Source organism: Pseudomonas sp. CLCA07, assembly GCF_053615335.1.
Genome location: NZ_CM132131.1, coordinates 6039146 through 6061750 on the forward strand (window position 1 = coordinate 6039146; position 22605 = coordinate 6061750).

A 22605-nucleotide genomic window follows, 5' to 3' on the forward strand; every position below is an offset into this window, starting at 1 on the left:
TTAAAAATGTGGGAGTGAGCCTGCTCGCGATGAGGCTGTCTCATTCAATATTAATGTTGAATGTCAGTCCGCTATCGCGAGCAGGCTCGCTCCCACAGTTCTGATCGGTGTCAGGCCACCGGAATGATTGGCAGGTCCAGGGTATGGTCACCGCTAAACCGTGAAAAAGAGCCGGCAAGCGTTTCGTGCGGCACACCTTTGGCCACATCGCTGACGCCATCGAGTCGCGACAACTGATCTGCGCTCAGTTGCACGTTCAGTGCCCCCAGCGTCGCATCCAATTGCTCACGGGTGCGCGAGCCCAGAATCGGAATCAGCGCGGTGGTCGAGCGCTGGGCTTTTGCCCGCAACCAGGCAATGGCCACGTGCGTCGCGCTCGCCTCCAGTTCGGCTGCAACGGCGAGCAACGTGTCAAGGAGGGCGGTTTCCCGGGCACCTTTTTCCGCATGAATCAACATGCCGAGTTTGGTCGCGCGATTGTCGCCATCGTTGGAGCGGTACTTGCCGGTGAGAAAGCCGCCACCCAATGGCGACCATAATGTCGCGGCCAGGCCCAAGGCTTCGGCCATCGGCAGTTGTTCACGTTCGGCAGTGCGTTCAGCCAGGCTGTATTCCACCTGAATCGCTGCAATCGGCGAAAAACCACGCACCTCGGCCAACAAGTCGGCGCGGGCGATACGCCACGCGGGGAAGTTCGACAGCCCCGCGTAATGGATCTTGCCGGCGCGCACCAGATCATCGAAGCCGCGCAAGATTTCTTCCATTGGCGTCACGCCATCGCTCATGTGCGCCCAGAACAGGTCCAGGTGATCGGTTTTGAGCCGGGTCAGGCTTTCTTCCACGGAGCGAACCATGTTTTTGCGGTTGTTACCGGTGTGGGAAATGCTCGCGGACGGCGTTGTCCCCAAGGTGTACTTGCTGGCGATGACCAGGCGATCGCGCTCTGCCGCGATAAATTCGCTGAGCATGACTTCTGACTGACCCGCCTGATAACCGTTGGCGGTGTCGATGAAGTTGCCGCCGGCCTCCAGATAGCCATCGAAAATTCGCTTGGCTTCGTCACGCTCGGCGCCATGACCCCAACCGGTGCCGAAATTGCCGGCGCCCAGCGCCAGTTCCGAAACCCGCAAGCCGGTTTTGCGGCCAAAGACTTTGTAATGCATGGGGTGACTCCTGAGGAAAGACGCCGGAATTGAATTTAAATGTCTAGCGACATGTATTAAATATGATGGTTATAATTTTTGCCGTCAATACGCTTTTCCCTCTCAGGCCAATCAGGTGACCACCGGACCCTTCGCTGCTGTCACTTTCTGACAGGGGCCTCTGCTAAGCTCCGACAACTTTTTCAGACAGAGCCTGCCCATCGTGTCGCGAACCACTCGTTTACTCACGTTGTTGCAAGTGCTGCGGGGCAAGAGTCGTCCGGTGACGGCTGCAACGCTTGCCAGTGAACTGGAAATTTCCGAGCGCACGCTGTATCGCGACATCGCCGAGCTGACCGCGCTCGGCGCACCGATCTTCGGTGAAGCGGGGGTCGGTTATGTGCTGCGCAGCGGTCTGTTTCTACCGCCCTTGATGCTCAATGCCGACGAGACCGAAGCCATCGTCCTGGGTTTGCGCTACGTCGATCAGCGCGGCGACGAGGTGTTGAGCAACGCGGCGGCCAACGCATTGGCCAAGATTGCCGCCGTTTTGGCCCCTGAAGCCCAGGACGCGTTGCGCAACCCGACGGTGCTGCCGGGGCCGCCCGGTTATGGCTATCCGGAAAATGTGGTGCCTTTGAGCGTGATTCGCCAAGCCATCCGCGACCAGTCCAAGCTGAACATCGACTACGCAGACGCCAACAAGGTGCCCAGCCAACGGCTGATCTGGCCACTGGCGTTGGGCTTTCTCAATGAAGTGCGGATCATCGTCGCCTGGTGCGAATTGCGCAGTGCCTATCGCACCTTTCGTACCGATCGGATTTCCGCCGCCAATGAGCAGGGCGAGCGTTACCCGGGGCGACGCAGCGACCTGTTACGGATCTGGCGCAAACAGATGCAACTGGATGAAGCGGGGCGTTTCACTCCTGACAAGAATTGACACAGGCTTGTCTTAGCATGGTTGCAGAATCAATAAACAAGGAGCCGCAACCATGTCCAATCCCGCCTCTTCACTGGCCCCTGCCATCGCCGCCTACATTGCCGCTGCCAATGCCCGCGATACCTCCAGGGTCGCCAGTTTTTTCGCCGAGGATGCCAACGTGTTCGATGAAGGCCAGCACCAGATCGGCACCCGCGCAATCGCCCAATGGATGGAAGACACCGCACAGCGTTATCAGCCCCGGGTCGAGGTGCTGGATGTTCAGCAGCGTACGGGCAAGGTGCTGGTGCACAACCTGATCTCCGGCACCTTTCCCGGCAGCCCGCTGGAACTACGCTACATGTTCCGCCTCAACGAACAGGGCAAGATCGCCCGGCTGGACATCTCGCTGTAGCTCAATCGAAACCCGATTGTGTAGCAGCTGCCGAGCCTGCGAGGCTGCGTTCGGCGACGAAGTCGTCGTGAAATCAGACACCGCGGTGTGACAGGAGAACCGCATTTGCAGGGTTTACGACGACTTCGTCGCCGAACGCAGCCTCGCAGGCTCGACAGCTGCTACATCCGAACGCAGCCTCGCAGGCTCGGCAGCTGCTACGGTCCAAACGCACTCTGCGGCAGTTGCTACAGATCGGACGTATACTCCCGCGCATGAATGTCGACTCGCCGTTAAGCGCCTGGCAACACGCCATCGAACACAAGGGTTTCGTCCAGGACGAAGCCCAGGAGCACGCCGTGTGGGCGCTGCAAAAGTGCCACGAAGCCTTGCATGAAGGCCGAACGCCGGTCACCGGCGTTTACCTGTGGGGGCCGGTCGGGCGAGGGAAGACCTGGTTGATGGATCAGTTCTACCAAAACCTGCGCGTGCCGGCCCGACGTCAACATTTCCACCATTTCATGGGCTGGGTACACCAACGCTCGTTTCAACTGACCGGCACCGCCGACCCGTTGAAGGCGTTGGCGCGCGAGTTGAGCGAGGAAGTGCGGGTGCTGTGTTTTGACGAGCTGTTCGTCAACGACATCGGTGATGCGATCATTCTCGGGCGCTTGTTTCAGGTGATGTTCGAGCAAGGGGTGGTGATGGTGTGCACCTCCAACCAGCCGCCGGATCAGCTCTACGCCGATGGTTTCAACCGCGACCGCTTTGTGCCCGCCATCAAGGCGATCAAGCAGCACATGCAGGTGATCGCCGTGGAGGGCAGCGAAGACCATCGTCTGCACCCCGGTGCTGCATTGCAGCGTTACTGGGTGAGCGATGCCGCGCATCCCGACGCGCTCGGCGACGTGTTCAAGGCGCTGACCGTCGGCCAGTCCGTGTCCAGCGAGCCGGTTATGGTCGGCTACCGTCAAGTCAATACCGTGCAGGCCAGTAACAGCGTGCTGTGGTGTCGCTATGCCGACCTGTGCGAACAACCTTTTTCGGCCATGGACTTCATGGCCCTGTGCGACACTTACAGCGCTATTCTATTGAGTGAGGTGCCGAACCTCAGCGCGCAAAAACGTGAAGGGCGCATTGCCCGAGGCACCGAAGACGCTGCCGAACACGTCGTTGCGGGTGACCGCGAACTGCCGCAACTGTCGGTGCACGACGATGGCGTACGACGTTTCATTGCGCTGGTGGACGAGTGCTACGACCGCAAAGTGCCGCTGTACCTCGAAGCGCAGGTGCCAATGGAGGCCTTGTACACCGAGGGTTACCTGGAATTCCCATTCCGCCGCACATTAAGCCGTTTACAGGAAATGCAGCTGCAACGTTTCGCTGAAGCCTAATTTTCGGGAGCCGCGAACATGAATCAGCCCCTGTCTCATCATTTGCTGACCATGGCTTATCAGAACGCCTGGGCCAATTACCGACTCGCCAAGGCCTGGAACCAGTTGAGTCCGGCCGAACTGGCCGCTCCACGGGTCAGCTTCTTCCCCAGCCTCATCGCCACCCTTAACCACATCCTGACTTGTGACTGGTTTTACGTGGATGCCCTGGAGCGCGAGTTGCGCGGTGACGATCCGCATCCCGATTGCTTCGTTTTTTTCAAAAAAGACCAGCCGTTCACCGCAGGCAGCGATCTCAAGCGCGAGCAATCACAGGTGGACAATCGATTGATCGCTTACTGCGAGCAATTGCGCGACGCCGACCTCGGGCGAATCGTGACCATCGCCCGGGACACGCCGCAACATGACAGCCGATTGCGCCTGCTGTCCCATCTGTTCGAACACCAGCTTCATCATCGCGGTCAGGTCCACGCCATGCTCAGTGGCACCTCGGTCGCACCGCCGCAACTGGACGAGTTTTTCTGCGTCGGCGAGTCGGGTCTAAGGGCGGCGGATTTTGCCGAGTTGGGATGGACCGAGACGCTGATCTGGGGTGTTTGAGGCAGGTTCAGGTTGTCGGCGATGGCGACTCACGATAATGTCCTTCGACTTTGCGGCGCGAGCGACGCGCCGGAACCACGATGGGATAGCAACGATGGGAAGGGAATCCGCAGACATTTTTGTACTTCAGGCCAGCTACACCAACCCGGTGCATGCCGAGGCGATTGGCGTGGTGCTCAATGCCTATGCCCAAGACCCTATGGGCGGCGGGCATGCGTTGCCCGAGGATATGCTACTGCAATTGCCGGGGGAGCTGGCCAAGCGTCCTCACGCCTTCAGTGTGTTGGCCTTTGTCGACGGCGCGCCGGCCGGGCTGGTCAATTGCTTCGAAGGTTTTTCGACTTTTGCCTGCCGGCCGCTGGTCAACGTGCATGACGTGTCGGTGGTGCCGCAGTTTCGCGGCCTGGGGCTGAGCCAAAAGATGCTGCAAAAGGTTGAAGACATTGCCCGCCAGCGTGGCTGCTGCAAGATCACACTGGAAGTCCTCGAAGGCAACGCGGTCGCGCAAGCCTCCTACGGCAAGTTCGGTTTTGCTGCTGGCATGTTCGATCCGGCCCATGGCCGCATGCTGTTCTGGACCAAGAGTCTTTAAGCGCGCCTGAATGTTTCGATCAGGCACAAAGAAGGGCGCCCGTCAGGACGCCCGGCTGGCTTGAATTACTTCGGTTTATAGGACTCGGTCATTTGTGCGGTTGGATCGGTGGGTACTGGCAGTTCGATGTTTTTGACCTCGAAGCCATTAGCCTTCTGTTGGGCGAGATGCAATTTTTCGTAGTAGTACCGCATGCGTTCGCCACCGTGTTCTGCAAAGGCTGTGGCAGAACTGAGTATCAACAGGCTGGCGAGGATCAGGGGTGTACGTTTCATGGGTGAGTCTCCCATTACGTGTAGCGGGGGCCTTTTCGTCCGTGAACCAATGTCGAAATGACATTATCCGCCGATTTGATTAAATGGGAATGAACTCGTTAGAGCCTCCCGTCCGGGCTCAACGTGACGGTGCGTAGCGGGGAAGTGTTGCGCTTGGTCATGGTCTGCTGGTTGGTGATCCAGAACGTCTTGTAACCCGCCTGTTTCATCATGTTGACCAGCGACGGCGTGGACACGGGTTTTCTTCGTCAGCGAAGGTCAACACCTGCTGCAACGCCTCGATGGTGTAAGGGCGCGGGGTGATGACGTAGGTCGGAAACAGCGGAAGGCTGTCTCCGAATCACCTGTAAAAATCAGGCGTGGGGTGCGCGTTGGGTGACGGGCAAGGGGGGTGATTGATTGCCTTGAGTCAGCTGGCGTAACTGCGCGAGTTCCTGCTTCAAGAGGTCGCGCTCTTCTTTCAACTGGCGCAATTCGTCGCGACGGATCGTGACGTAAAGGGTTTGTGCTGGCCGTGCTGCGTGTACTGTGCCCATTGCTCACCTCGCAAATGGTTGACTCAACTGTAGAACCGCCCCTGCAATCGGGCGGTGATCTACTATCGGCGCCGATTTTGATTTCTTTTGCCCCTCAAGGGAACTTTTTTATTTTTTATTGTCGTTGTGTCTTCGGCACGATTACCGGCGTTATCAATCAGGATCGGGCACAATGCCCGGAAACTATGTGCCAACGCTCTGGACTAACCCCATGAGCCACGTTGGGCTATACCTTTGACACACTTTATTTGTAGTAGGGAGCATCAGCACATGCAACTCGGGATCATTGGACTGGGCCGCATGGGCGGCAATATTGCGCGGCGCCTGATGCTCAATGGGCATACCACAGTCGTTTACGACCGCAATACCGCCTTCATCGAGACCTTGACGGCCGAGGGCGCCACCGGCGTCGCCGACTTGCCGGCCCTGGTCGCCGGCCTGGCCAAACCACGAGCGGTCTGGATCATGCTGCCTGCTGGCGCACCGACCGAAGACACCATCGACACCCTGAGCACTTTGCTCGAAGCCGGCGATACCATCATCGACGGCGGCAACACCTTCTATAAGGACGACATCCGCCGGGCCAAAACCTTGTCGGAAAAAGGCCTGCACTACATCGACGTCGGCACCTCCGGCGGCGTTTGGGGCCTGGAGCGCGGCTATTGCATGATGATCGGCGGCGACGCAGAGGTGGTGAAGCGCCTTGATCCGCTGTTCGATAGCCTGGCACCGGGCATGGGTGATATCCCGCGCACCAAGGACCGCAAGTCCGATGACGATCGCGCTGAGCGTGGCTACATCCACGCCGGCCCCGCAGGTTCGGGGCATTTCGTGAAGATGATCCACAACGGCATCGAATACGGAATGATGCAGGCCTTCGCCGAAGGTTTCGACATCCTCAAAACCAAAGCCAGCACCAACCTGCCAGAAGACCAGCGTTTCGACCTGAACGTCGCTGACATCGCCGAAGTCTGGCGTCGTGGCAGCGTGGTGTCGTCCTGGTTGCTCGACCTGACCGCCGACGCGCTGGCCAGCGATCCGAAGCTCGAGGGCTTCTCCGGCTCGGTGGCTGACAGCGGTGAAGGTCGCTGGACCATCGAAGCCGCTATGGAACAATCGGTGCCCGTACCGGTGCTGTCGAACTCGCTGTTCTCCCGCTACCGCTCGCGCGGGCAAGGCACCTTTGGCGACAAGATTCTCTCGGCCCAGCGTTTCGGCTTCGGCGGCCACGTGGAGACTCCGAAAAAATGACCCGTCTGATCCGCAATAAATCCAAGGCTGAACCCGCACCGCCGACCACGCTGTTCCTGTTCGGTGCCCACGGTGACCTGGTGAAGCGTCTGCTGATGCCGGCGCTGTACAACCTGAGTCGTGACGGTCTGTTGGGGGATGGATTGCGGATCATCGGCGTTGACCACAACGCCATCACAGACGATGCCTTTGCCCGCAAGCTCGAAGACTTTATTCGAAGCGAAGTGGCCGCCAAGGTCGGCAAGGGCGATCAAGCCCTTGATCCGCAGGTGTGGGCCAAACTGGCCCAAGGCATCAGCTACGTCCAGGGCGACTTCCTGGACGACAGCACTTATCAAGCGCTGGCGGCGAAAATCGCCGCCAGCGGCACCGGCAACGCGGTCTTCTATCTGGCGACCGCGCCACGTTTTTTCAGCGAAGTGGTGCGTCGGCTCGGCGCGGCGGGTTTGCTGCAAGAGACGCCGGAAGCGTTCAGAAGGGTGGTCATCGAAAAACCGTTCGGCTCCGATCTGCAAACTGCTGAAGCCTTGAATGCATGTTTGCTCAAGGTGATGACGGAAAACCAGATCTACCGGATCGATCACTACCTGGGCAAGGAAACCGTGCAGAACATTCTGATCAGCCGGTTTTCCAACAGCCTGTTCGAAGCGTTCTGGAACAACCATTACATCGACCACGTGCAGATTACCGCCGCCGAAACTGTCGGCGTGGAAACCCGTGGCAGTTTTTATGAACACACCGGCGCCCTGCGGGACATGGTGCCCAATCACCTTTTCCAGTTACTGGCGATGGTGGCAATGGAACCGCCGGCTGCTTTTGGCGCCGATGCGGTTCGCGGCGAAAAAGCCAAAGTCGTAGGGGCCATTCGCCCCTGGTCTACCGAAGAGGCACGGGCCAACTCGGTCCGCGGTCAATATGCCGCCGGTGAAGTCGACGGTAAGCCGTTGCCGGGGTATCGCCAGGAAAATAATGTGGCGCCCGACAGCACGACCGAAACCTACGTGGCGCTTAAAGTCATGATCGACAACTGGCGCTGGGTCGGTGTGCCTTTCTACTTGCGTACCGGCAAACGCATGAGCGCACGCGATACCGAGATCGTAATCTGCTTCAAACCGGCACCGTATGCGCAGTTCCGTGACACCGAGGTCAATGAGCTGCAACCGACTTATCTGCGGATCCAGATCCAGCCCAACGAAGGCATGTGGTTCGACCTGCTGGCCAAACGGCCTGGCCCGGCGTTGAAGATGGCCAATATCGAACTGGGTTTCGCCTACAAGGATTTCTTCGAAATGCAGCCGTCCACCGGCTACGAAACGCTCATCTACGATTGCCTGACCGGCGATCAGACGCTGTTCCAGCGCGCCGACAACATCGAGAACGGCTGGCGCGCCGTGCAGCCGTTCCTCGATGCCTGGCAGCAGGACGCGACGGTTCAGCATTACGCGGCAGGAGAGGACGGCCCGGCCGAGGGCGATGAACTGCTGGCCCGTGACGGTCGCGTCTGGCACAGCGTCGGATGACGGACCTGACGCCGCAGCCCATCCGTTTTCTGCTCAGTGACATGGACGGCACATTGCTGCTGCCCGATCACACGCTCAGTCAGTGCACCATTGCCGCGGTCCGATCGTTGCGCGAGGCGGGCGTGCTGTTCAGCCTGGCCACCGGTCGCCCCCCCAAAGCGATGCTGCAGCAAATTGAAGCTTTAGGCGTCGATTTGCCGACGGCGGCGTTTAATGGCGGCACGATCGTCAATCCGGATGGCAGCTTGCTGGTTGCCCATTACTTGCCGGCGACGGCGGCGCTCACCACCCTGACGCAGTTCGCCGACCTCCCGGACATTGAAGTCTGGGTGTTCAGCGGTGGTGACTGGCTGTTGAAGGATGCCAGCGGCCCCATGGTTCCCCGAGAGCAGCATGGCTTGGGGTATCCGCCCGTGGTGGTGGAAAGCTTCGAACCGTATCTGGAGCGCATCGACAAGATTGTCGCGGCCAGCAACAGCACCGGGCTGCTGATCGAACTGGAAGCGCAATTGCTGTCCAAGGTCGAAGGTCAGGCCCAAGTCTCGCGTTCACAGCCGGTGTATCTGGACGTGACCGCAATGCAGGCGAACAAGGGCGCGGCGTTGGTGACACTGGCCGAGTATCTTGGGGTGCCGCTGAAACAAACCGCCGTGCTGGGCGATGGTGGCAACGACCCGGCGATGTTTCATCGCGCCGGGCTGTCAATTGCCATGGGGCAGGCTGAAGAGGCCGTCAAGCACCAGGCCGACGTGGTGACTGGTGCCAATACCGAAGACGGCGCTGCCCAGGCAATTGAACGGTACATACTCCCTCGCCAGTTCACATAAATCCCCCTGTAGGAGTGAGCCTGCTCGCGATGAGGCCATGTCAGTCAACATCACAGTTGACTGTCAGACCGCTATCGTCGGAACGCCGCCCGGAGCAGGCTCACTCCTACAGTTGTTAGTCTGTGTTACAGCCAGAAACTTACGGCATACCACCCAAGAACACCCATCACCACGGTGTATGGAAACGCCATCCACACCATCTTCCCGTATGACAGGCGAATCAGCGGCGCAATCGCCGAGGTCAGCAGAAACAGAAACGCGGCCTGGCCATTAGGCGTCGCCACGCTTGGCAGGTTTGTCCCGGTGTTGATCGCAATGGCCAGCGTCTCGAAGTGTTCGCGGCTCATATGGCCGGTGATAAACGCCTGTTTCACTTCAGTGATGTAAATAGTCGCCACAAACACATTGTCGCTGATGGCGGACAGCAAGCCGTTGGCAATGAACAGCATGCCCGGTTGCTGATTGGCCGGCAGCCTCAATACCCACTGGATCAGCGGAGTGAACAATTGCTGGTCATGAATCACTGCCACCACCGCGAAAAACACCACCAGCAACGCGGTGAATGGCATGGCGTCCTTGAACGCGTTGCCGATACGGTGCTCGTCGGTGATGCCGGTGAACGCGGTGATCAACACGATCACCATCAACCCGATCAGGCCGACTTCCGCGATGTGAAACGCCAACCCTGCAATCAGGATCAACGCCGCGGCGCCTTGCACCAACAAGGCAGCGCGCTGGCGTGCGGTGCGCTCGGCGTTATCCTCGGCGGCATAGTTGGCCAGCACCGCGCGGACATTGTCCGGCAGCAGGGTGCCATAACCGAACCATCGCAGTTTCTCCAGCAGCACGCAGGTCACCAGGCCGGCGACCAGCACCGGCAGCGAAACCGGGGCAACCTTCAAAAAGAATTCGGCGAAATGCCAGCCCATCTCATGGCCGATCAGCAGGTTCTGCGGCTCACCCACCAGCGTGCACACCCCGCCTAATGCCGTGCCTACGGCACCGTGCATCAACAGGCTACGCAAGAACGCGCGGAACTGTTCGAGGTCTTCATGGTGAAGGGTGGGCAAATTGCGGTCATCGCTGTACTCGCTGTCCTGGCGCGGATCATTACCCGACGCGACGCGGTGATAGACCGAATAAAAACCTACGGCCGCACTGATAATCACCGCAGTTACGGTCAAGGCATCCAGGAAGGCCGACAGGAATGCCGAGAGGAAGCAGAACATCAGCGCCAGCAGCGCCTTGGAACGAACACCCAGCAGCAAGCGCGAAAACAGGAACAGCAACAGATCTTTCATGAAGTAGATGCCGGCCACCATGAACATCAGCAGCAGGATGACCGGAAAGTTGTGCAGCAGTTCGTCATACAGCGCCTGCGGCGTGGTCATTTGCAGCAGCAGTGCTTCGATCAGCAGCAGCCCGCCAGGCATCAGCGGATAGCACTTGAGCGCCATGGCCAGGGTGAAAATGAATTCCAGCACCAGCAACCAACCGGCTGCGACCGGACCGACCGTCCACAGCACCAGTGCGTTGAGAATGAGGAAACCGAGAATGCTCGCCTTGTACCAGCGAGGTGAGTGGCCGAGAAAGTTGTGCGCGAACGCCTGGGCCATTGAACCGGACATCGGCTGCTCCTTGTTTTAAGAAGCGCGCAACTTGCCGTAACAAGATCGGAATATCAAGCGCGGAAAAGCGGTTCAGCCTAGCCGAGATAGCGCACTACAACGGCCTTGTAGTTGTCATCCAGTGAATAACCGCCCACGACAATTCTTCCGTCAGCCTGAATGGCCACCGACGTCGCGGTGTCCAGGTGGCGGCCAAGACGTGTGCGAACCCAGCAGGTGCCTTCGGCAAAGCCGGGGTCGAGCTGCCCGCCGGGTAAATAGCGGGCTAACAGGAAATCGGCTTCGATCCCGCCGAGGGTGGCGCCAACCGCCAACACACGACCATCTGACTGGCGCCGGGCGGCAGTCCACTGGCAGCCGCTGCGGCCAATTTTCAGTAGCTGAGGCTGGCCGCCGTTGCAATGAACGTCTGGGCGACCATTGCTGTGTATTTTCAAGGCAAGGCATTGCATCGGGTCGCGACTGCTGCCAAGACATTGCAAGTCGCCATTGTCCTGCTCGATGATCTGGCTGACCTGAGCGCCGTGCTCCGCAGCCCTGAACGTCATAAAACCATCCACGGCGAAGGACTCATCCAGACGGCCGTCGGGGAGGTAGCGGGCCAGCAGGCCTTCTTCGGGGAAATTGACCGATCCCCCAACCATGATGCGACCATCGCGTTGCACCATCAGGCTGCTGAGCCAGGAGTTCATCAGTAAATGCCTGACAATCACAAAACCGCGGCCGTTGAAGGACGTGTCCAGCTCGCCCTGGCAGGTGAGGCGGATCAGCAGGCCGACATGATCGGCCAGTTCGAAATGGTGGTTGGCCAGCAGCAGGATTCGGCCGTCAGTCTGGACCTGTACGTCGCAGGCTTCGGCCCCTGGAACGCCAGGGGGGAGCCAGAGATTGCGCATGCCCAGGGACAGGTTCCCCGGCAGGCGTACGACACAGAGCCCGTTGTCAGCGAATTCTTCGACGGGGTGACCTTGCGAATCAAACAGCGCCAATGCTGGCAGCGTTCGGTGAGCGCTTTCATAGTGCAGACCGGCCACCAGAATGTGCCCGTTGGCGAGAACGTGGACTTTGCCTGCCATTGCCTCGTTACCGCGCTGGAACTGCCCTATAACGCTGCCGTCAGTGCCAAATGCGAGGTCCGCCGAGCCGTCTTCCAGTAATCGAGCGAGGCCAAAGCAGCTGCCATTCGGCATGCCGACGGTCGCCGCCACCAGCACGCGACCATTGGGGTCAATCTCCACGCTGTTGGCGAGGCTTGTAGTGCTACCGGCGAAATACACCTGGGTTTTGCCACTGCAGGCGAAACTGTGATCCAGGTCGCCAGCTGTGTACCGCGATGCAGGTAGGGCAAAAGCCGTCTGGTGTGGCATGCGCGCATCTCCTTGCGAGCTGACCGAAACCCAAGGGACGGGCGGGCAACTGCCTGCTAAACATTCAATCCCTGAATTAACGATCACACAACTGTCATAACTAACAAGCGGAGGGTCACTGTGTGCCAGAACAGTGTCTTTTCGAACCACTGACAAGCCTGCCAAGTAATTCGATACGGCGAAGTTGGAGTTTGGGTGCGCTGTTACTGTTGAAAACAGCCAGCTGGATAGGGCGGACTACGTTGAAGTAATCCGCAAACCCCTTAATGCGGCATGGACCACGATTGCAGTTTATAACCTTCCTGGCTCAACTCGGCACGGGCCTGCTGCAGCAGGAGTTCGAGTTGTACTGGGTCGGAATAGGCGCTGCTGGGGATTTGGGCGTGACCGATATGGGTATTGGTGCGGTCGATGACGGTGATGCAGAGCTCGCCATTGCCGTCTTGTTGAGCCCAGGCGACGCATTGGAAGGGTTGAAACGCGCGGTCGGCAATCAAAAGAGCTTCGTTGATACGGAGCGGGGCGGTCATGGGGTCTTCTCTCTGTATGCCCAATCAAGTGATGTGCCGTCGGTTGGGCTTACCGTTCGGCTGGTTACTTGTACTGATGCCCCCAACAGTGGGTCAGGTCACACACAATCAAAAGAAATTTCAACTTTCCTTCAAATACTCAATGCAGGGCATCTTTTGAAAGCTGAACGAAAGATACGACTCGTCAGGTAACTCACAAAGAAAAATTCTTATAACTAATCAAGTAGCGCCCCTATAGTCAATCGATACAAGGGCCTGTCAAATTCTTGCTAATGTTACAGCCAGGTCCGGCAAATGACTGTTTTTGCAAATATTTCCTATAATTTGGCGTCAAGGAACAGTCCATGATCGAAGCGCCCGCGCAACGACGTCTATTAGTAGTAGACCCCTGTGACGACTGCCATCGTCTATTCCCGGGTTTGCGCTCTGTGGGATGGGATGTTGATAGCTGTTCCCTGGAGAGCGCCGTCGATCGAATCTGCGACGTTGGCCTGTTGCGTTTACAACCCTTTCATCTGGAACACCCCGACCCTGTCAAAGAGCTGATCAGTCGCAGTGGCACCGAGTGGATCGCTGTACTCAATCAGGAAGTGCTGCGCTTGCAGAATGTCGGGGATTTCGTTTGCGAATGGTTTTTCGACTTCCATACCTTGCCGTTTGACGTCGCCCGGGTTCAAGTCACGCTGGGGCGGGCGTTCGGCATGGCGCGCCTGGGCGGGCAGGGTGCGATTCACATCAATCAGAATGATCACGAGCTACTTGGCGACAGCAAGCCGATTTGTGAACTGCGCAAATTGCTGAGCAAGCTGGCGCCCACCGAGTCTCCGGTATTGATTCGTGGTGAAAGCGGTACCGGTAAGGAATTGGTGGCCCGCACCCTGCACCGCCAGTCCCTGCGCCACAGCAAACCTTTTGTGGCGATCAATTGCGGTGCGATTCCCGAACACCTGATCCAGTCCGAGCTGTTTGGCCATGAGAAGGGGGCCTTTACTGGCGCCCATCAACGCAAGGTCGGACGGATCGAAGCGGCCAATGGCGGCACACTGTTTCTCGACGAGATCGGTGACTTACCCTTGGAGCTGCAAGCCCATCTACTGCGCTTCCTAGAGGAAAAACACATCGAGCGTGTCGGTGGCGGTGAGCCGATCCCGGTGGATGTGCGGGTGTTGGCGGCGACTCACGTAGACCTTGAGGCCATGATCGAAAAGAAACGCTTTCGCGAAGATTTGTATTACCGCCTGAACGTACTGCAAGTCGACACCGCTCCACTGCGTGAGCGCCATGCCGACCTGTTGATGCTGGCCAACCACTTTTCCCACTTCTACAGCCATGAAACCGGCCGCCGTCCTCGCAGTTTCAGCGAAGACGCGCTGATTGCCATGGGCAAGCATGACTGGCCGGGCAATGTGCGCGAGTTGGCCAACCGGGTACGGCGCGGGCTGGTGTTGGCCGAAGGCCGGCAGATCCAGGCGCGAGACTTGGGGTTGATCAGTCAGCACACCACTGCCGCGCCGATGGGCACGTTGGAGAACTACAAGGACCGGGCGGAGCGCCAGGCCTTGTGTGATGTACTTAACCGCCACAGCGATAATTTGAGCGTCGCCGCCAAGGTGCTGGGGATATCCAGGCCTACCTTCTACCGTTTGTTGCACAAGCATCAGATACGGTGAGGTGCTGGCGGCATTGCTCGCTAAGGTCGCTGCAGGCAGGTTGTATCAGTGATTTAACATTTTCTTGCCGAAGTGCTCGAACCGCTTTAGCTCGAGGGTTTGCACGGGGTTGGATGTTTCAGGAATGGACATTTTCGGTAGGGCACCCCCCTATTACACTTCGAGCAAGCGTGTCACGGCCTCGAATGCCGCGTCCTTGCGCTGTTGCCAATCACCTTGCAGTACCTGACAAGGCTGGCGGTGCAGGTCAAGCCATTGGCGGCTTGCCTGGAAAAACGCCTGGCGTTCTGCCAGTTGCGGTTGGCAACGCTGCCCGTCATCATGCCAAGCCACGGTTTCAGGGCTCAGCAGCAAATGCAGGTCGTAGTGCCGTACCAGCAATGCTTGCTCGATCCATGTCGGGCAATCGCCAAACAACGTGCGACTCCAAAGTATATTGCTTAAGAGATGCGTATCGAGGATGAGCAGTGACGGCTGTTTGGCTCGTGCTTCATCTTCCCAAGCTAACTGGCCATGTGCTATCGACGTAATATCGTCGTAGCAGGTATTGCGAGCTTTGCTGTCGATGAAATACCGAACGTACTCATTGACCAATATGCCGCCAAAATTGGCGTGAATCTCGCCCGAAAGCCAGCTCTTGCCACTGGATTCCGGCCCCGTGAGCACCAGTACCTTCATGCGTGTAATGCCGGGTCGGCACGCCATTCTCGCCAGCCTTGCACCGCCAGCAACAGGAACAGTGCATAGAGGGCAGACGTGAGGTACATGCCTTTATAGATGAACAGCCCGACGAAAATCACATCAACGGCGATCCACAGTGGCCAGCATTGCACGCGCTTTTGCGCCATCCACATCTGCGCAACCAGGCTGAACCCGGTCAGTGCGGCGTCGAGCCATGGCTGGGCGGCATCGGTCCAGTGCGCCATGGCGGCGCCCAACAGCACACTGCCCAGCGCGCCGACCGCAAGGCTCAGGGCGACTGACTTTGCGTCGAGCCGGCTGACCTGCCGACCGGTGTTTGCCTCGCCTGCACGTGTCCATTGCCGCCAGCCGTAGAGTTGCAGCGCAGCGTAGACCACTTGCAGGAGCATGTCCGAATACAGCTTCACCTCAAAAAAGATCCAGCTATAAAGCAGCACCATGACCAGACCGATCGGCCAGCACCAGGGGTTCTGTTTGACCGTCAACCAGACGGCGATCACACCGAGGGCGGCGGCAAACAGTTCAAGCCCGGACATGGTAGATCCTTGGGAAAGCGAAATAGGGGGGCGGATTGTACCGGCAGCTGCCACCAAGTAGAACCTGTAGCAACGAAGCTGCATCCCGCTTGTAGCAGCTGACGAGCAGCGCGAGGCTGCGTCCGGCGACGAAGTCGTCGTGAAATCAGGTTGTACGGTGGTTCAGGAGCTTCGCGTACTCAGGTTTTCGACTGCTGCGCAGCCGGACGCAGCCTCGCGCTGTTCGGTAGCTGCTACAGAGGGCGTGTTACGCGCGCAATTGCTTGAGCATCAACATCACCACCGACACGATCAAGATGAGCCACAAGCGTCGGCTGATCAACACACTGCGCAAGCTGTTCAGAACGCCGTCACTCCAATATTTTTTTCTTGTCATAAACGATTGCCAGCATCCAACCACGCTTTGCCGGGCGGGCATATGCAACCCAAGTCCTATTCCGCGGCAGCGTTATAAAGGCTTGTCTGATAGGATTTCGGCCCCGCGCGGAAAAACCTGAATCCAGGTTGGATTTTCACGGAATTTTTACGGTTCCGTCTGGATCCTGTGCGCGCGGAACTTCAGCTACGCTCAGCGCGATGAACGTTTAAAAAAACTAACGGGGCATGCCTGGGGGCATTGCTTTTTGGGGGATTGATGGATCTGTGGACTGCCTTTCAGGCATTGATACTTGGCGTAGTGGAAGGGCTGACGGAGTTTCTGCCCATTTCCAGTACCGGGCACCAAATCATCGTGGCCGACTTGCTCGATTTTGGTGGTGAACGCGCTATCGCGTTCAACATCATTATCCAGTTGGGTGCGATCCTGGCGGTGGTGTGGGAGTTCCGCCGCAAGATTCTCGATGTGGTCACCGGTTTGCCGACGCAACCGAGCGCTCGACGTTTCACTGCCAACCTGTTGATTGCTTTCATGCCGGCCGTGGTATTGGGGGTGATTTTCTCCGACTTGATTCACCATTATCTGTTCAACCCGATTACCGTCGCCACGGCGCTGGTGGTGGGCGGGATCATTATGTTGTGGGCCGAGAAACGCCAACATGAGGTGCATGCGGAAACCGTCGACGAGATTACGTGGCAAGATGCGCTGAAAGTCGGTTTCGCCCAGTGCCTGGCCATGATTCCGGGTACTTCGCGTTCCGGATCGACCATCATTGGCGGGTTGCTGTTCGGCCTGTCGCGTAAGACTGCTACCGAATTCTCGTTCTTCCTGGCGATGCCGACCATGGTCGCTGCGGCGGTGTATTCGGGTTTCAAATACCGTCATTTGTTCGTGCCCGCGGATTTTCCGGTGTTCGCGATAGGTTTCGTGACGGCCTTCATCTTCGCGATGATTGCCGTTAGAGGCCTGCTCAAGTTCATCGCCAGCCACAGCTACGCGGCGTTTGCCTGGTATCGAATCGTGTTCGGCCTGGTGATTTTGGCGACCTGGCAGTTTGGCTGGGTCGACTGGTCTGCGGTCAAGCCATGAGTGACGCCGGCACGCGCCGCAACCCCGGACGCAGGTCCGGGGGAGAGAACATTCAGAATCTACGGCTGAAACTGCTGGTTTTTGCAGTGCTTTGCGCGCTGCCGATGTTTGGTTCGGTGTCGCTCTGGCTGCGCGGGGTGTCGTTGATTCCGCTGGCGGCGTACGGAATCGTCAGTGTACTGGCGTTTTTCCTGTACTGGAGCGACAAGCGCAAGGCCCGCGCCGACAGCTGGCGTACGCCGGAAAACGTCTTGCACGCGGTTGAACTGGCGGGTGGCTGGCCCGGTGCCTTGCTGGCCCAGCAGGTGTTTCGACACAAGACTCGCAAAGTCTCCTATCAGCTGCTGTTCTGGCTGATTGTGTTGCTGCACGAGGTGTTCTGGATCGACCAGTTGTTCCTCGGTGCGAACCTGCTGGCATTGCTTTAAAGCAGCAATCCCACTTGGGTGCGCTTGGGCAACTTGCTCACCACCAGTTGGTGGGAACGTTGCAACAAGCCTTGCAGCTCTTCGGCACCCAGCGGGTAGGGCGTTTGCATGATGATCCACTGGGCTCTCGCCAAATAGGGGGCTGGGTGGATGCCCGGCCGGTCGCAATGCCCCAGAAACAGGTCCTTGTCGACTTTGAAGGCCAGGGAGTCGCCGCGCAGGTTCTGCAACGCGAACATCTTGTTCCCGGCAATCGAAAACACCCGCACACCGCCCCACTTATAGTCCTCCCGCGCACCCGGCAGCGCGAGACAGAACTGTGCGACGTCCTCTTCGCTCATACGTGCTGCCTTCATATCAGTCGGTCCCCACAGGCGTTGAATGATTCGATCAAGTGGTCGAGCCAGGCACGAACCGCGGGCATCACCCCGCGCCGGTGAGGGTATACCGCTTGCAGCCAGCCGCCCGGCAATGACCATTGGGGTAGCAGTTGTACCAGCGAGCCCGATTCCAGCTCCTGCTCGCAATACATCATAGGCAGCAAGGTAAAGCCCTGACCGGCGAGGGTGCAGGCCTTGCGCACGATGAAGTCGTCGATGCCCAGCCGCGCTTCCAGGCTCAGCTCAAGACTTTTGCCCTTTTGATCCAGCAGGCGGATATGCACCATGCGGTCGGCTTCGAGGGCGCCGAGTATTGGCAGGTTCTTCAGGTCGTCGGGTTGGTTGACTTCCCGTCCGTGCAAAAATTCGGGGGTGGCGACCATGACCATTTGCGCCTGGCGTAAGCGTCGAGTGACCAATAACGGATCTTCGTCGCCCAACTCACGCACGCGCAAGGCGACGTCGACACCTTCAGTCACCAGGTCGACCCGGCGATTGACCAACATGACTTCCAGCTGTACCTGGGGGTATTTCTCAAGAAACCGTGCGATGACCGTCGGCAATCTCTCATGTGCCAGGCCGACGGGGCAGGACACCCGCAGTCGCCCGCGCGGTTCGCTGGACATGCTGGCCACCGCTTCATCGGCCATTTCGGCTTCCAGCAGCATTGCCTGACAGTGCCGCAGGTAGCGCTCGCCCACGGCCGTCAGCTTGAGTTGGCGGGTGGTGCGTTGCAGCAGACGCGCGCCAAGGCGTTCTTCCAGTTCGGCAATGCGCCGTGAAAGGCGTGATTTGGGTATCCCGAGCAAACGCCCGGCGGCCGCGAAGCCGCCGGCTTCAACCACCTTGGCAAAATAGTAGAGATCGTTGAGGTCTTGCATGACGGCAGTCCAATTGTTCTATCAGTGGGACGAACTATCGCATTGTTGCGGTCTAATCAGTTATTGGTTTCGTCTGTAGGATTCTTTCCATCAGATCGCCCCGTGGCGGTCCTCACCTGGAGATCCCACATGAAACTGTTGCATATCGATTCGAGCATTCTTGGTGACAACTCGGCTTCCCGTCTGCTGAGCAGCGAAGTCGTTAAAGCCTGGCAAACCGCAGAGCCGAACGCTGTGGTCACTTACCGCGATCTGGCCGCCGATGCCATCAGCCATTTCTCTGCCACAACGCTGGTCGCCGCCGGTACTACCGCCGAACTGCGCAACGCCGCGCAACAGCACGAAGCCGAACTGAGCGCCACCACCCTGGCCGAATTCCTCGCAGCCGATGCTGTCGTGATTGCCGCACCGATGTACAACTTCACCATCCCGACCCAACTCAAGGCCTGGATCGATCGCATCGCCGTTGCCGGACAGACCTTCCGTTACACCGAAGCCGGCCCTGAAGGCCTGTGCGGTGGCAAAAAAGTCGTGATTGTTTCGACTTCCGGTGGCCTGCATGCCGGCCAAGCCACGGGCGTGGCTCACGAAGAGTACTTGAAAGTGCTGTTCGGCTTCATCGGCATCACCGACATCGAGTTCGTCCGTGCCCAAGGCCTGGCCTACGGTGACGAAGTGCGTACTAAAGCCATGAGCGACGCTCAAGCGCAAATCAGCGAGCAATTGTTTGCCGCTGCGTAAGGCTTGCGTAAAAGACGTCAAACTGCTCAGGTAATACCCAAAAAACTCTGTATTCTGATCACGCAAGTGGCAGATGCGGAGTTTTTTGTGTCTGACTGTTACGGGTTGTGGCCCAGATTATGCAGCACGGGGTTAACGTTCCCGTTCTGCAACGACCTTGGTGGCCGCAAATTGCTGGTACAAGGCCGCTGCCTCGATAAACCGAGGAGAACGGGCTTTCCGGTCAAGTAACAAATGGTGGGGCATCCTTATGGTGCGTCTTTGTGCAGCGTTACTGTTTTGCCTGCTCAGCAGCCTGAATTCAGTTCACGCCGCGCCTGCGCCGCATCCTCACTGGAGCGTCGGCTTCCATGAGATGAGTTTTCTCGACCCCCTCGATTTGCAACCGATGCACGCCATCGCGTTCTATCCCTCCAGTGCCAGAGAACACACCAGTAATATCGAGGGCTACACGGTCGAAGCCGGGGAAGACATTCCTGTGGCAATCGGGCGCTTCCCGATGCTGATGCTGTCCCATGGCAACACCGGAACCCCGCTGGCCCTGCATTACCTCGCCACTTCGCTGGCGCGCAAAGGCTTTGTGGTGGTCGCGGTGTTCCATCCCGGCGACAACTCCAAAGACCACAGTCGCCTCGGTACGTTGAGTAATCTTTACGGCCGACCCATCCAGATTTCCGAAGCCATTACCGCCACCTTGGGCGATCGCATGCTCGCGCCGTTCGTCAATGCCAATCAGGTCGGGGTGATTGGCTATTCGGCGGGCGGTGAGACGGCGTTGATTCTTTCAGGTGCCACACCGGACCTGGATCGCCTGCGCCGCTATTGCCACGAGCGTCCGGACGACCACGATGCTTGCAACACCCAAGGCGAACTGATCGTCGACCGCGATGACCTGCAACCCGTGGCCGACCCGCGCGTGCATGCCTTGCTGTTGATGGCGCCGTTGAGTTTGAAGTTCGGCCGTCAAACGCTGGCAGACGTGCATGTGCCGGTACTGCTTTACAGTGGCGATGGCGACAAACTGGTGGCGTTCGATAAAAACGCTGCGGCGCTTGCGCGCAAACTGCCGATCGCACCGGATTTCAAATTGCTGGCTGGCGCGGGGCATTTCGTGTTCATGGCGCCGTGCAACGAAGAACAGATCATTGCCATGCCGGCACTGTGTACCGACGCCGATGGTGTCGACCGTGAAGGCATTCATCGCGACATGATTTCCGAGGCCGGGCGTTTTTTCACTCGCTCGCTGGGCATCGCAACCCGGGCGGGCCTGCAAACCGCTGATCAGTAGGAGCCGAGCTTGCTCCGGGCGGCGTTCCGACGATGGCGGTCTGTCTGGCGACGCATGTGTTGAATGTGACGCCGCCATCGTCGGAACGCCGCCCGGAGCAAGCTCGGCTCCTACAGGATTGTGGGTATCAGGCCATTGCGCGGCGTTTCAGTAACAGGGTCAGCGCTAATCCGGCCACCGACAACAACGCCGCACTAAAGAAAATCCACGTATACCCCAGGTTCAACGCCACTGCGCCCATCAACGGCCCGGCGATTGCCAGTGCCAGATCAAAAAATACCGCATAGGCACTCAAACCTGCGCCGCGACTGGAATTGGGCACCTGTTTGATCGCTTCAACACCCAGCGCCGGATAGACGAGCGACAAGCCAAAACCGGTCAGGCCAGCGCCGATCAACGCATAGCCGGTCGAAGGGGCCAGCCACAGCAGCCCCAGGCCCACGGTTTCGATGCTCATGCAGACAATGGCTGAAGTGAATCCGCCGAAACGGCTGATACTGGAGATGAACAGCAGTCGCGCCAAAATAAAGCAGACGCCAAATACCGTCAGGCAATACGCGGCGCCGGCCCAGCCACGGCTGACGTAATACAGGGTAATAAAGGTGGTCAGCGTGCCGTAACCGATGGAGGCCAGGCTCAGGCCCGCCCCAAACGGTGCAATGCGCCCGAACACTGCCCAAAACGGCAGCCGCTCGCCGCGAACCACCGGCACTGAAGGTTTGTTGCGGATCAGCAGCAGCGCGACAAGCGCTAATAGCGACAGAGCGATCCCTAAACTGGCGAAACCATACTCGGAGACCATTACCACGCCCAGCGGTGCGCCAATAGCGATGGCGCCGTAAGACGCAATGCCGTTCCAGGAGATTGAACGGGCCGTGTGTTGAGCCCCGACCTGGCCCATGCACCAACTGATGGTGCCGACACCGATCAGTCCTTGGGCGATCCCAAGTAACAAGCGACCGGCGATCAGGACCAACAGACTGAGCAGCGGCAAGCTTTGCAACAACGTCGAAAGCAACGTCAACACGCCGCTCAACACAATCCCCGTCAACCCGTAAATAATCGCCCGCTTAGTGCCGATGCTGTCCGACATGCGCCCGGCCATGGGCCGGCTGAGCAGGGTGGCCAAGTATTGCGAGCCAATGGTCAGCCCCGCGATGATCGCGCTGAAACCCAGTTGCTCATGGACATACCCCGGCAACACCGCAATCGGCAGGCCGATGCAGAGGAAGGCAATAAAAGTATAAAAAACGATGGAGACGATCTGCAGGGTGATCGCCAGGGAGCTTTGCGGGGGCTGTTGCGGCGCAGACATGTGGGCTCGTTCGCGGGCGGCGGAGGGAGAACTGCATCATGGCTTGGGAGTGAAATAAAAGAAAGCAGGCTAACTATATTCGTTGTGTCTGAGGGCCCCTTTGCGGGTAAGCCTCGCTCCTACGGGATCAAAGTCGTCCACAACAATTGCGCACGACGCAAATCCTGTAGGAGCGAGCGATGCGGCGATCCGACTTGCCCGCGAAGAGGTCCTCTGCACCGAAA

At 58.6% G+C, this 22605-nt stretch carries 25 protein-coding genes and 1 pseudogene; 13 read left to right on the top strand and 13 right to left on the bottom strand.

Features of this window, described 5'->3' with window-relative positions:
• Positions 1-110: 110 nt before the first annotated feature.
• Complete coding sequence (locus ACWGZX_RS27670; RefSeq protein ID WP_452626323.1) at positions 111-1163, bottom strand: aldo/keto reductase; 1053 nt, start codon at positions 1161-1163, stop codon at positions 111-113.
• Positions 1164-1365: 202 nt separating this feature from the next.
• Between ACWGZX_RS27670 and ACWGZX_RS27675 the strand changes: the two genes are divergently transcribed.
• From ACWGZX_RS27675 to ACWGZX_RS27695, 5 genes are all read left to right on the top strand, one after another.
• Positions 1366-2082 carry a helix-turn-helix transcriptional regulator gene (locus tag ACWGZX_RS27675; protein ID WP_452626324.1) on the top strand — a complete coding sequence of 239 codons (717 nt, stop codon included), beginning with the start codon at positions 1366-1368 and terminating at the stop codon, positions 2080-2082.
• 52 nt (positions 2083-2134) lie between these two features.
• Positions 2135-2476 (top strand): nuclear transport factor 2 family protein, encoded by a 342-nt coding sequence (locus ACWGZX_RS27680; protein WP_223520585.1) that lies wholly within the window; start codon positions 2135-2137, stop codon positions 2474-2476.
• Positions 2477-2730: 254 nt separating this feature from the next.
• The gene (gene zapE / locus ACWGZX_RS27685; RefSeq protein WP_223520583.1) at positions 2731-3849 is read left to right on the top strand and encodes a cell division protein ZapE; all 1119 of its coding nucleotides are present in this window, start codon (positions 2731-2733) and stop codon (positions 3847-3849) included.
• Between the two features lie 18 nt (positions 3850-3867).
• The gene (locus ACWGZX_RS27690; protein WP_452626325.1) at positions 3868-4449 is read left to right on the top strand and encodes a DinB family protein; all 582 of its coding nucleotides are present in this window, start codon (positions 3868-3870) and stop codon (positions 4447-4449) included.
• Positions 4450-4543: 94 nt separating this feature from the next.
• Positions 4544-5041, top strand: a complete 498-nt coding sequence (locus ACWGZX_RS27695; protein WP_452626326.1) for a GNAT family N-acetyltransferase — start codon at positions 4544-4546, stop codon at positions 5039-5041.
• A gap of 65 nt (positions 5042-5106) precedes the next feature.
• On the opposite strand, the gene ACWGZX_RS27700 is transcribed toward ACWGZX_RS27695, so the two are convergent.
• From ACWGZX_RS27700 to ACWGZX_RS27710, 3 genes and pseudogenes are all read right to left on the bottom strand, one after another.
• On the bottom strand, positions 5107-5316 hold the full coding sequence (locus ACWGZX_RS27700) for a hypothetical protein (RefSeq protein ID WP_452626327.1): 210 nt from the start codon (positions 5314-5316) through the stop codon (positions 5107-5109).
• A gap of 143 nt (positions 5317-5459) precedes the next feature.
• Positions 5460-5623, bottom strand: a pseudogene (locus ACWGZX_RS27705) (phosphoethanolamine transferase CptA); the annotation flags it as partial.
• Between the two features lie 46 nt (positions 5624-5669).
• Entirely contained in the window at positions 5670-5852 is a 183-nt protein-coding gene (locus ACWGZX_RS27710; RefSeq protein WP_452626328.1) for a DUF6026 family protein, read from the bottom strand.
• Positions 5853-6122: 270 nt separating this feature from the next.
• Here ACWGZX_RS27710 and gnd point away from each other — a divergent pair, with 270 nt between their 5' ends.
• The 3 genes from gnd to ACWGZX_RS27725 are packed head-to-tail and all read left to right on the top strand — an operon-like array spanning position 6123 to position 9450.
• Positions 6123-7103 (top strand): phosphogluconate dehydrogenase (NAD(+)-dependent, decarboxylating), encoded by a 981-nt coding sequence (gnd, locus tag ACWGZX_RS27715; RefSeq protein ID WP_452626329.1) that lies wholly within the window; start codon positions 6123-6125, stop codon positions 7101-7103.
• Positions 7100-8623 (top strand): glucose-6-phosphate dehydrogenase, encoded by a 1524-nt coding sequence (gene zwf / locus ACWGZX_RS27720; protein ID WP_223520571.1) that lies wholly within the window; start codon positions 7100-7102, stop codon positions 8621-8623. The genes gnd and zwf overlap by 4 nt, the downstream gene beginning before the upstream one ends.
• Entirely contained in the window at positions 8620-9450 is an 831-nt protein-coding gene (locus ACWGZX_RS27725; protein ID WP_452626330.1) for an HAD family hydrolase, read from the top strand. Before zwf ends, ACWGZX_RS27725 begins: the two co-directional genes overlap by 4 nt.
• A 125-nt stretch (positions 9451-9575) precedes the next feature.
• On the opposite strand, the gene nhaB is transcribed toward ACWGZX_RS27725, so the two are convergent.
• From nhaB to ACWGZX_RS27740, 3 genes are all read right to left on the bottom strand, one after another.
• On the bottom strand, positions 9576-11078 hold the full coding sequence (nhaB, locus tag ACWGZX_RS27730; protein WP_452626331.1) for a sodium/proton antiporter NhaB: 1503 nt from the start codon (positions 11076-11078) through the stop codon (positions 9576-9578).
• A 77-nt stretch (positions 11079-11155) separates the two neighbouring features.
• Positions 11156-12445 carry a delta-60 repeat domain-containing protein gene (locus ACWGZX_RS27735; protein ID WP_452626332.1) on the bottom strand — a complete coding sequence of 430 codons (1290 nt, stop codon included), beginning with the start codon at positions 12443-12445 and terminating at the stop codon, positions 11156-11158.
• A gap of 263 nt (positions 12446-12708) precedes the next feature.
• The gene (locus ACWGZX_RS27740; protein WP_452626333.1) at positions 12709-12975 is read right to left on the bottom strand and encodes a hypothetical protein; all 267 of its coding nucleotides are present in this window, start codon (positions 12973-12975) and stop codon (positions 12709-12711) included.
• A gap of 344 nt (positions 12976-13319) precedes the next feature.
• On the opposite strand from ACWGZX_RS27740, the gene ACWGZX_RS27745 reads away from it, so the two are divergent.
• Positions 13320-14645 carry a sigma 54-interacting transcriptional regulator gene (locus tag ACWGZX_RS27745; RefSeq protein ID WP_452626334.1) on the top strand — a complete coding sequence of 442 codons (1326 nt, stop codon included), beginning with the start codon at positions 13320-13322 and terminating at the stop codon, positions 14643-14645.
• Between the two features lie 153 nt (positions 14646-14798).
• Here the strand turns inward: ACWGZX_RS27745 and ACWGZX_RS27750 are convergent, their stop codons facing one another.
• From ACWGZX_RS27750 to ACWGZX_RS27760, 3 genes are all read right to left on the bottom strand, one after another.
• Complete coding sequence (locus ACWGZX_RS27750) at positions 14799-15323, bottom strand: AAA family ATPase (protein ID WP_452626335.1); 525 nt, start codon at positions 15321-15323, stop codon at positions 14799-14801.
• A complete protein-coding gene (gene pnuC, locus ACWGZX_RS27755; protein ID WP_452626336.1) occupies positions 15320-15883 on the bottom strand; it encodes a nicotinamide riboside transporter PnuC in 564 nt (187 codons plus the stop codon). Before pnuC ends, ACWGZX_RS27750 begins: the two co-directional genes overlap by 4 nt.
• A 247-nt stretch (positions 15884-16130) precedes the next feature.
• Positions 16131-16259, bottom strand: a complete 129-nt coding sequence (locus ACWGZX_RS27760; RefSeq protein WP_452629098.1) for a hypothetical protein — start codon at positions 16257-16259, stop codon at positions 16131-16133.
• 258 nt (positions 16260-16517) lie between these two features.
• On the opposite strand from ACWGZX_RS27760, the gene ACWGZX_RS27765 reads away from it, so the two are divergent.
• A complete protein-coding gene (locus ACWGZX_RS27765) occupies positions 16518-17348 on the top strand; it encodes an undecaprenyl-diphosphate phosphatase (protein ID WP_223519685.1) in 831 nt (276 codons plus the stop codon).
• Positions 17345-17776, top strand: coding sequence for a DUF1294 domain-containing protein (locus tag ACWGZX_RS27770; protein WP_452626337.1), 432 nt, complete (start codon positions 17345-17347; stop codon positions 17774-17776). Before ACWGZX_RS27765 ends, ACWGZX_RS27770 begins: the two co-directional genes overlap by 4 nt.
• Here ACWGZX_RS27770 and ACWGZX_RS27775 read toward each other — a convergent pair.
• Positions 17773-18132, bottom strand: a complete 360-nt coding sequence (locus ACWGZX_RS27775) for an MmcQ/YjbR family DNA-binding protein (RefSeq protein WP_150778473.1) — start codon at positions 18130-18132, stop codon at positions 17773-17775. The genes ACWGZX_RS27770 and ACWGZX_RS27775 overlap by 4 nt on opposite strands.
• Positions 18129-19037: a LysR substrate-binding domain-containing protein gene (locus tag ACWGZX_RS27780; RefSeq protein WP_452626338.1), complete on the bottom strand. Its 909-nt coding sequence runs from the start codon at positions 19035-19037 to the stop codon at positions 18129-18131. The genes ACWGZX_RS27775 and ACWGZX_RS27780 overlap by 4 nt, the downstream gene beginning before the upstream one ends.
• A gap of 129 nt (positions 19038-19166) precedes the next feature.
• On the opposite strand from ACWGZX_RS27780, the gene ACWGZX_RS27785 reads away from it, so the two are divergent.
• Complete coding sequence (locus tag ACWGZX_RS27785; protein WP_452626339.1) at positions 19167-19778, top strand: FMN-dependent NADH-azoreductase; 612 nt, start codon at positions 19167-19169, stop codon at positions 19776-19778.
• 250 nt (positions 19779-20028) lie between these two features.
• Positions 20029-21066 (top strand): alpha/beta hydrolase family protein, encoded by a 1038-nt coding sequence (locus tag ACWGZX_RS27790; RefSeq protein WP_452626340.1) that lies wholly within the window; start codon positions 20029-20031, stop codon positions 21064-21066.
• 127 nt (positions 21067-21193) lie between these two features.
• On the opposite strand, the gene ACWGZX_RS27795 is transcribed toward ACWGZX_RS27790, so the two are convergent.
• Positions 21194-22381: an MFS transporter gene (locus tag ACWGZX_RS27795; RefSeq protein ID WP_452626341.1), complete on the bottom strand. Its 1188-nt coding sequence runs from the start codon at positions 22379-22381 to the stop codon at positions 21194-21196.
• Between the last annotated feature and the right edge of the window lie 224 nt (positions 22382-22605).

Bases quoted from the DNA above. Each gene is read 5' to 3' on its own strand.
- ACWGZX_RS27745 (WP_452626334.1), top strand. From the start codon at position 13,320: ATGATCGAAGCGCCCGCGCAACGACGTCTATTAGTAGTAGACCCCTGT.
- gnd (WP_452626329.1), top strand. From the start codon at position 6,123: ATGCAACTCGGGATCATTGGACTGGGCCGCATGGGCGGCAATATTGCG.
- ACWGZX_RS27790 (WP_452626340.1), top strand. From the start codon at position 20,029: ATGGTGCGTCTTTGTGCAGCGTTACTGTTTTGCCTGCTCAGCAGCCTG.
- ACWGZX_RS27735 (WP_452626332.1), bottom strand. From the start codon at position 12,445: ATGCCACACCAGACGGCTTTTGCCCTACCTGCATCGCGGTACACAGCT.
- ACWGZX_RS27700 (WP_452626327.1), bottom strand. From the start codon at position 5,316: ATGAAACGTACACCCCTGATCCTCGCCAGCCTGTTGATACTCAGTTCT.
- pnuC (WP_452626336.1), bottom strand. From the start codon at position 15,883: ATGTCCGGGCTTGAACTGTTTGCCGCCGCCCTCGGTGTGATCGCCGTC.
- ACWGZX_RS27760 (WP_452629098.1), bottom strand. From the start codon at position 16,259: ATGACAAGAAAAAAATATTGGAGTGACGGCGTTCTGAACAGCTTGCGC.
- ACWGZX_RS27725 (WP_452626330.1), top strand. From the start codon at position 8,620: ATGACGGACCTGACGCCGCAGCCCATCCGTTTTCTGCTCAGTGACATG.
- ACWGZX_RS27780 (WP_452626338.1), bottom strand. From the start codon at position 19,037: ATGCAAGACCTCAACGATCTCTACTATTTTGCCAAGGTGGTTGAAGCC.
- ACWGZX_RS27670 (WP_452626323.1), bottom strand. From the start codon at position 1,163: ATGCATTACAAAGTCTTTGGCCGCAAAACCGGCTTGCGGGTTTCGGAA.
- ACWGZX_RS27765 (WP_223519685.1), top strand. From the start codon at position 16,518: ATGGATCTGTGGACTGCCTTTCAGGCATTGATACTTGGCGTAGTGGAA.
- ACWGZX_RS27795 (WP_452626341.1), bottom strand. From the start codon at position 22,381: ATGTCTGCGCCGCAACAGCCCCCGCAAAGCTCCCTGGCGATCACCCTG.
- ACWGZX_RS27785 (WP_452626339.1), top strand. From the start codon at position 19,167: ATGAAACTGTTGCATATCGATTCGAGCATTCTTGGTGACAACTCGGCT.
- ACWGZX_RS27695 (WP_452626326.1), top strand. From the start codon at position 4,544: ATGGGAAGGGAATCCGCAGACATTTTTGTACTTCAGGCCAGCTACACC.
- nhaB (WP_452626331.1), bottom strand. From the start codon at position 11,078: ATGTCCGGTTCAATGGCCCAGGCGTTCGCGCACAACTTTCTCGGCCAC.
- ACWGZX_RS27750 (WP_452626335.1), bottom strand. From the start codon at position 15,323: ATGAAGGTACTGGTGCTCACGGGGCCGGAATCCAGTGGCAAGAGCTGG.
- ACWGZX_RS27770 (WP_452626337.1), top strand. From the start codon at position 17,345: ATGAGTGACGCCGGCACGCGCCGCAACCCCGGACGCAGGTCCGGGGGA.
- ACWGZX_RS27740 (WP_452626333.1), bottom strand. From the start codon at position 12,975: ATGACCGCCCCGCTCCGTATCAACGAAGCTCTTTTGATTGCCGACCGC.
- ACWGZX_RS27680 (WP_223520585.1), top strand. From the start codon at position 2,135: ATGTCCAATCCCGCCTCTTCACTGGCCCCTGCCATCGCCGCCTACATT.
- zwf (WP_223520571.1), top strand. From the start codon at position 7,100: ATGACCCGTCTGATCCGCAATAAATCCAAGGCTGAACCCGCACCGCCG.
- zapE (WP_223520583.1), top strand. From the start codon at position 2,731: ATGAATGTCGACTCGCCGTTAAGCGCCTGGCAACACGCCATCGAACAC.
- ACWGZX_RS27710 (WP_452626328.1), bottom strand. From the start codon at position 5,852: ATGGGCACAGTACACGCAGCACGGCCAGCACAAACCCTTTACGTCACG.
- ACWGZX_RS27690 (WP_452626325.1), top strand. From the start codon at position 3,868: ATGAATCAGCCCCTGTCTCATCATTTGCTGACCATGGCTTATCAGAAC.
- ACWGZX_RS27775 (WP_150778473.1), bottom strand. From the start codon at position 18,132: ATGAAGGCAGCACGTATGAGCGAAGAGGACGTCGCACAGTTCTGTCTC.